This is a genomic window from Frigoribacterium sp. CFBP 13605, from assembly GCF_014839405.1.
Lineage (GTDB): Bacteria > Actinomycetota > Actinomycetes > Actinomycetales > Microbacteriaceae > Frigoribacterium.
Genome location: NZ_JACYNS010000124.1, coordinates 1 through 6,498 on the forward strand (window position 1 = coordinate 1; position 6,498 = coordinate 6,498).

The 6,498-nt window shown below is 74.0% G+C and carries 4 protein-coding genes; 2 read left to right on the forward strand and 2 right to left on the reverse strand.

Annotated features, from left to right (window positions below; translation table 11 throughout):
- Positions 1-483: 483 nt before the first annotated feature.
- Entirely contained in the window at positions 484-1,584 is a 1,101-nt protein-coding gene (locus IFT36_RS17025) for a glycosyltransferase family A protein (protein ID WP_307785123.1), read from the reverse strand.
- A gap of 142 nt (positions 1,585-1,726) precedes the next feature.
- Here IFT36_RS17025 and IFT36_RS14530 point away from each other — a divergent pair, with 142 nt between their 5' ends.
- A complete protein-coding gene (locus tag IFT36_RS14530; RefSeq protein WP_200413495.1) occupies positions 1,727-2,878 on the forward strand; it encodes an ATP-dependent DNA ligase in 1,152 nt (383 codons plus the stop codon).
- Between the two features lie 91 nt (positions 2,879-2,969).
- On the opposite strand, the gene ligD is transcribed toward IFT36_RS14530, so the two are convergent.
- Positions 2,970-3,986 (reverse strand): non-homologous end-joining DNA ligase, encoded by a 1,017-nt coding sequence (gene ligD / locus IFT36_RS14535; RefSeq protein ID WP_200413496.1) that lies wholly within the window; start codon positions 3,984-3,986, stop codon positions 2,970-2,972.
- A 122-nt stretch (positions 3,987-4,108) separates the two neighbouring features.
- Here ligD and IFT36_RS16825 point away from each other — a divergent pair.
- On the forward strand, positions 4,109-6,498 hold a 2,390-nt coding region (locus IFT36_RS16825; RefSeq protein ID WP_200413497.1), incomplete at its 3' end, for a lamin tail domain-containing protein.

The window sequence follows — 6,498 nt, forward strand, 5'->3', positions numbered from 1 at the left end:
CCACCGAGCACGGCCCCGTCGAGCACCACACCGCCGAGCACCGCACCGCCGAACACCGCCCCGAGGAGTCCTGAGATGTCCACCGTCGCCGAGACCTTCCTCCGCCGCCCGCACGGGGTCCTCGAGTACGTCGCCGACGCGGTGCGCGTGGTCGCGGCCCTGAGCGTCGTCGTCGCGGGCATCGGCTGGGGCGTGGTCGAGATCGCCGTGCTGATGCTGGCGCTGCTCGGCACCCTCGTGCCCCGCATGCTCGGCCTCCGGGCGAGCGTCGACCTGATGGTCGGCGTCGCCGCCCTGGGCGCCGCCTGGAGCAGCGTCTTCGAGCTCTACACCCGGGTCACGGGCTACGACACGGTGGTGCACTTCCTGCTCAACGGCCTGCTGGCCGCGGTGTTCGTCGTCCTCGCCCGCCGGGCCGGCTGGATCGCCTCGTCGGGCGACACCGGTGGACGAGGAGGCGCGGGTCGCTCGGCCCGCGTCGGCTCAGTCCTGACGACGGTCGCGTTCGGCCTGGCGGCCGGCACCCTGTGGGAGATGGGCGAGTGGGCGGGCCACACCCTCGTCGACTCGGCGATCTTCGTCGGTTACGACGACACGATCGGCGACCTCGCCGCGGGAGGCCTCGGCTCGCTGCTGGCCGGGCTGGCGCTGCCGTTCCTCGTGGGGGGCGACGTCCGCGGCCGAGCCGCGCGCGCCTCCTCGTCCGGAGCCGATGCCGGTGCCGGTGCCGACGGACCCGGGGTCGACGCCGTCGGCCACGGCCGCCCGCGCGTCCACCACCGCTGACGGCGTCCAGCCGAGCCGCGTGAAGACGCCGGCCGGGTCGGCGCGCAACCAGCGCGACCACGGCAGGCCGTCGGTGCCGTGCACCGTGAACGAGTGCAGCGCCCGGTACGTCCGCAACCAGGGGGCGTTGCCCGGGTCGAGCGGCCGGGCGGAGATGCCCGTGACGACGTCCCGGCGGTAGGCGATGCGGCCCCGCCCGGCGAGTTGGCGGTCGCCGAGGTGCAGGGCGAGGTCCATGTCGTCGTGGAGCAGGGTCTCGTGTCGGTGCACCTCGTCACGCACGTCGAGCCAGGCGGTGCGGCGCATCATCATCGTCGAGCCGAACAGCGGCCAGTGCGCCAGGGCGGCCCCGATGACGAGGTGGTACGCGCCCACGTAGAGGGCGGAGAGCAGGCGCTCGACGCCGACGGGCGCATCGTAGAAGCGGGCGTTCGTGCTGACGGCGAGCACGTCCGGATCATCCACGAGGGTGCCGACCAGGTCGGCGACCCAGGTGCGGGGCAGGACGCTGTCGGCGTCGACCCGACCGATGAGGTCGACGGGTGCGGCGGCGCCCGGTCCGGCACCCACGCCGGCGGCGGCGTCGTACCCCGTGCTCGCGGCCGCGGCGATGCCGACCTCGGCCTCGGTCACCACCCGGGCACCGTGCCGGAGGGCCACCTCGACGGTGTCGTCGGTGCTGCCGTTGTCGACGACGATCACCTCGTCGGGCACCCGGGTCTGCCGCGCGAGCGAACGGAGGCAGGCGTCGAGCAGGGCTCCGTCGTCGCGGACGGGGACGACGACACAGACACGCACTCGCCCATCCAACCCGGTCGGGGCGGGTCACGTCGAGCGTTCACACCCGAGGACGTCGCCGAGACCCGTCGGCGCACACGGGGGTCTCGGCGGTTTCGCGGGGTCTGGCCGCACGCCCGCCCGGCGAGAGCAGACTCGGCGCATGATCCCGACCGCCGCCGAACCGATCGTCCCCATGCTCGCGAAGGCCGTGGCCGACGTGCCCGAGCCCGACTCCGTCGAGGGCGGACTCGTCTACGAACCCAAGTGGGACGGGTTCCGCGGCATCGTCTACGCGGAACGCGCCGACTCCGACGCCGACGACCCCGCCGCCCCGCTCACCGTCGAGATCGGCAGCCGCGGGTCGAAGATGCTGACCCGCTACTTCCCCGAGCTGGTCGAGGCCCTCGCCCGCCTCCTGCCAGGGCCCTGCGTGCTCGACGGCGAGATCGTCGTGCGGACCGGCGACCCCGGCCACGAACGCCTGGACTGGGACGCGCTCGGCCAGCGCATCCACCCGGCCGCCTCGCGCGTCGCGAAGCTCAGCGCCGAGACCCCCGCGATGTTCGTCGCGTTCGACCTGCTCGCCCTCGGCGGGCGCGACCTGCTCGACACCCCGTTCGCCGAACGCCGCGCGCTGCTGCTCGAGACGCTCGGGCCCGAGGGAGGCGCCGACGGAGGCCCCGAGGGAGGCCCCGACGGAGGCGCCGACGGCACGGCAGGAGGCGCGGACCGCCCCCTGCACGTCAGCCGGGCCACCGACGACGTCGCGACCGCCCGCCGGTGGCTGACCGAGTTCGAGGGCGCAGGGCTCGACGGGGTCGTGGCCAAGCCGGCCCGCGCCTCCTACGCTCCCGGCAAGCGCACCATGCTCAAGGTCAAGCACCACCGCACCGCGGACGTGGTGGTGCTCGGCTACCGCGTCCACAAGAGCGGTTCGGGCGTGGGGTCGCTGTTGCTCGGGCTGTACGACGCCGACGGCGAGCTGACGAACGTCGGAGGCGCGTCCGCGTTCTCGGACGCCCGTCGCCTCGAGCTCGTCGACGAGTTGGCACCGTTCGTCGACCGCGACGACGACGGCGAGGTGCGGCACGCCGAGACCGAGCGCAGCCGCTTCTCGTCGGGCAAGGACGTGTCGTTCGTCCCGCTGCGCCCCGAGCGCGTGGTCGAGGTGCGGTACGACCAGATGGAGGGCTCCCGCTTCCGCCACACCGTGCAGGTCGAACGGTGGCGCGACGACCGCGAAGCGCGTTCGTGCGGTTTCGACCAGCTCGAGGTCCCGGCGGCGTACGACCTGGGCGAGGTGCTCGCCTAGGCGACGAGCGCCTCCTCGGGCGCAGGGCAACGCGTTTCGTGCACCGCACCCCGACGAGACGCGGTGCCGTGCACGGGACACGGTGTCGTGGTCAGTCGGCGGCGGGCTTCCGCGCGCGGCTGGGCTGCACGCGGGGCGGCTCGCCGGGCATCTTCGGGAAGTCCGGCGGGAAGGGCAGTTCGCCGAGGCCGTCGGCGACGTCGCGCTCCCACCAGGCGAGCAACGTGTCGATGCGCCCCGGCGACTCGTGCATCGAGGCCCACGGGTCGCCGTGGGTCTGCAGCCGCTCGGGCACCGTCAGCACGGTGTGCTCGGCCGGGTCGATGCCGGGCAGGTCGTCCCACGTGACCGGCAGCGACACGGAGGCGCGGGGCAGCGCCCGGGGAGACCAGGCCCCCGCCATGGTGCGGTCGCGATTGGCCTGGTTGTAGTCGACGAGGAGGCGGTCGCCGCGTTCCTCCTTCCACCACGCGGTGGTGACGCGGTCGGGGGTGCGGCGTTCGAGTTCGCGGGCGGCGGCGATCACGGCGTGCCGCACCTCCAGGAACTCGTGCGTCGGCTCGATCGGCGCGAAGACGTGCAGACCCCGGTTGCCGCTCGTCTTGACGAACGCGGTGAGACCGGCCTCGTCGAGCACGGCCCGGAGGTCGAGCGCGGCCGTCACGGCGTCGGCGAAGCTCGTGCCCGGCTGCGGGTCGAGGTCGATGCGCAGCTGGTCGGGCAGGTCGGGCTGCTCGGCGCGCGAGGCCCACGGGTGGAAGACCAGGGTGTTCATCTGGGCCGCCCAGACCGCGGCGGCGGGCTCGTCGATCACGAGCTGCGGGTGCACGCGGCCGCTCGGGTAGGTGACGTCGACGGCTCGCACGTAGTCGGGCGTGCCGCGGGGCGGGTTCTTCGAGAAGTACTGGTCGCCGTCGACGTCGCCGCCGAACCGCTGCAGCGAGATCGGACGGTCGCCGTTCGCCGCGACGAAGGGCGTGCCGACCTCGACCAGGTAGCGCGCCAGGTCGAGCTTGGTCACGCCGAGGTCGGGCCAGAGCACGCGGGACGGACTGCTGATGCGGACGTCGCGGTCGCCCACCCGCAGGGTCGTCGCCTCGGATGCCATGTGCGTGACGCTAGTCCCGTCGCGCCGCCGGGGCACGAGGTGCCGGCGTTCACGGGGCGTTCACCCGGGCGTCGCTTCCGTCCGAGATGGTTCGGTCCACACCCGACGAAACGGACACCCGAATGCGCACGCCCCTGCTCCGCCTCGGCGCCCTGACCCTGGCCGGCTCGATCGCCGCCGCCGGGCTCGTGGCCACGAGCGCCCTGCCCGCCCTCGCGGCCGACGCCGACGTCGTCGTCAACGAGATCGACACGACCGACGACTGGGTCGAACTGCTCAACACCGGCCAGACCCCGACCGACGTGTCGGGCTTCGTGTTGCGGGACGACAAGGACACGCGGACGCTCGCGCTGCCCGCGGGCACGGTCCTCGCCGCCGGCGAGCGCCTGGTCGTCGACGTCGCCGACGACGCCGTGTGGGGCGCCGCCGCCTACGGGCTCGGACGCGCCGACGCCGTCCGGCTCTACGCCGCCGACGGCACGACCCTGCTCGACTCGTACGCCTGGACGCAGTTCCCGACGACGACCTACGGCCGCTGCGCCGACGGCACCGGCGAGTTCGCGACGACGGCCGCCGGGACGCGAGGCACCGCCAACGAGTGCGCGACGACACCGGCTCCGACCGACCCGACGGACCCCGCCCCGACCGACCCGACGACCCCCGCCGTGCCCGCCACGACCGACGTCGTGATCAACGAGGTCGAGTCGAACGGCGACGACACCGACTGGGTCGAACTGACGAACGTCGGCACGGTGCCCGTCGACGTCTCGGGCTACACCTTCCGGGACGAGGACGACGTGCGCACGCCCTTCACCCTGCCCACCGGTTCGGTCGTGCAGCCCGGCGCCTTCTTCGTGATCGACCAGGCCTCGGGCTCGAACCCGGTCGGCTTCGACTTCGGACTCGGCCAGCCCGACTCGGCACGCCTGTTCGACACCGCGGGCACGCTCGTCGCGTCGTACGCCTGGAGCGTCCACAGCACCGTCAGCTACGGCCGCTGTCCCGACGGCACCGGTGAGCTGACGACGACGACCGCGACCACGAAGGGCGCGGCGAACGACTGCTCGTCGCCCGTGCGCATCAACGAGGTCGAGAGCCAGGGAGGCGCGCCCGGCGACTGGGTCGAGCTCACGACCGTGGGCACCTCGTCGGTCGACCTCGGCGGCTACGTGCTGACCGACTCCGACCCGACGCACCGCTACGTCGTCCCCGCCGGGACCGTCGTCGCCCCCGGCGGCTTCGTCGTCCTCGACGAGCAGACCCCGACCTCGGCCGGCTTCGACTTCGGACTGGGCGGTGCCGACTCGGTGCGCCTGCTGCTGCCGGACGGCACGACGGCGGCCGACGGTTCGACCCTCGCCGACGAGTACTCGTGGACCTCGCACGCCGCCACCACCTACGGCCGCGGCCCCGACGGCACGGGCGACTTCACCGTCACGTCGGCCCCGACCAAGGGCTCCGCCAACACCTTCGCCGGCGTCTCCGTGCCGACGGCCTGGCCCGGCGGACCCGACGAGGTCCCCCTGGACGACGAGGGCACCTTCACCGGTGACCTGAGCGGTCTCGACTACGAGCCGACCGGCACCGCGACCCCCGGCACCCTGTGGGCGGTGCAGAACGGCGACGGCCTGCTCTACCGCATCGTCCCGGACGGCGCCGGCGGGTGGGCCCCGCAGACGACCGACGGCTGGGCTGCCGGCAAGAAGCTGCTGTACCCGAGCGGGGTCGCGACCGACATCGTGGACGCCGAGGGCGTCACGGTCGCCGACGACTCGTCCGCGGGCGGCGTCTACGTGTCGACCGAGCGCAACAACGCCTCGGGCTCGGTCAGCCGCCCCTCGGTGCTGCGCTACGACGCCGCGAGCCCGGCCACGACCCTGGTCGCCACCGACGAGTGGAACCTCGCCGCGGACTTCCCCGGCCTGGGAGCCAACGCGGGCCTCGAGGGCATCACCTGGGTGCCGGACGCCTGGCTGACCGAGGCGGGGTTCGTCGACGAGGCGACCGGCGCCTCCTACGACCCCGCGACGTACGCCGGCCACGGTGACGGGCTCTTCTTCGTCGGCGTCGAGGGCACCGCGAGCGTCTACGCCTACGCCCTGATGGACGACGGTTCGTTCGAGCGCGTCGCCACCATCGCGACGTCGTTCGCCCTGGTCGCCGACCTGCAGTTCGACGCCGACCTCGACGCGCTCTGGGTCGTCTGCGACGAGGCCTGCTCGGGCCGCACGGCGCTGTTCTCGGTCGACGAGTCGGGGGCGTTCGCCGAGGACGTCGTCCACGAGGCACCGGCGAACGCCGACCGCGGGCTCGCCAACGAAGGCTTCGCGATCGCCCCGGCGGCGACGAGCGTCGACGGGTTCCGCCAGACGTTCTACGCGGACGACAACGACACCGACGGGTTCTCGCTGCGCGCCGGGACGTTCCCCGGCGTGGCGGCCGAGCCCGGGACGCCCGGCGACCCCGGCACCCCCGGGACGCCCGGCACCCCCGGGACGCCCGGCACGCCCGG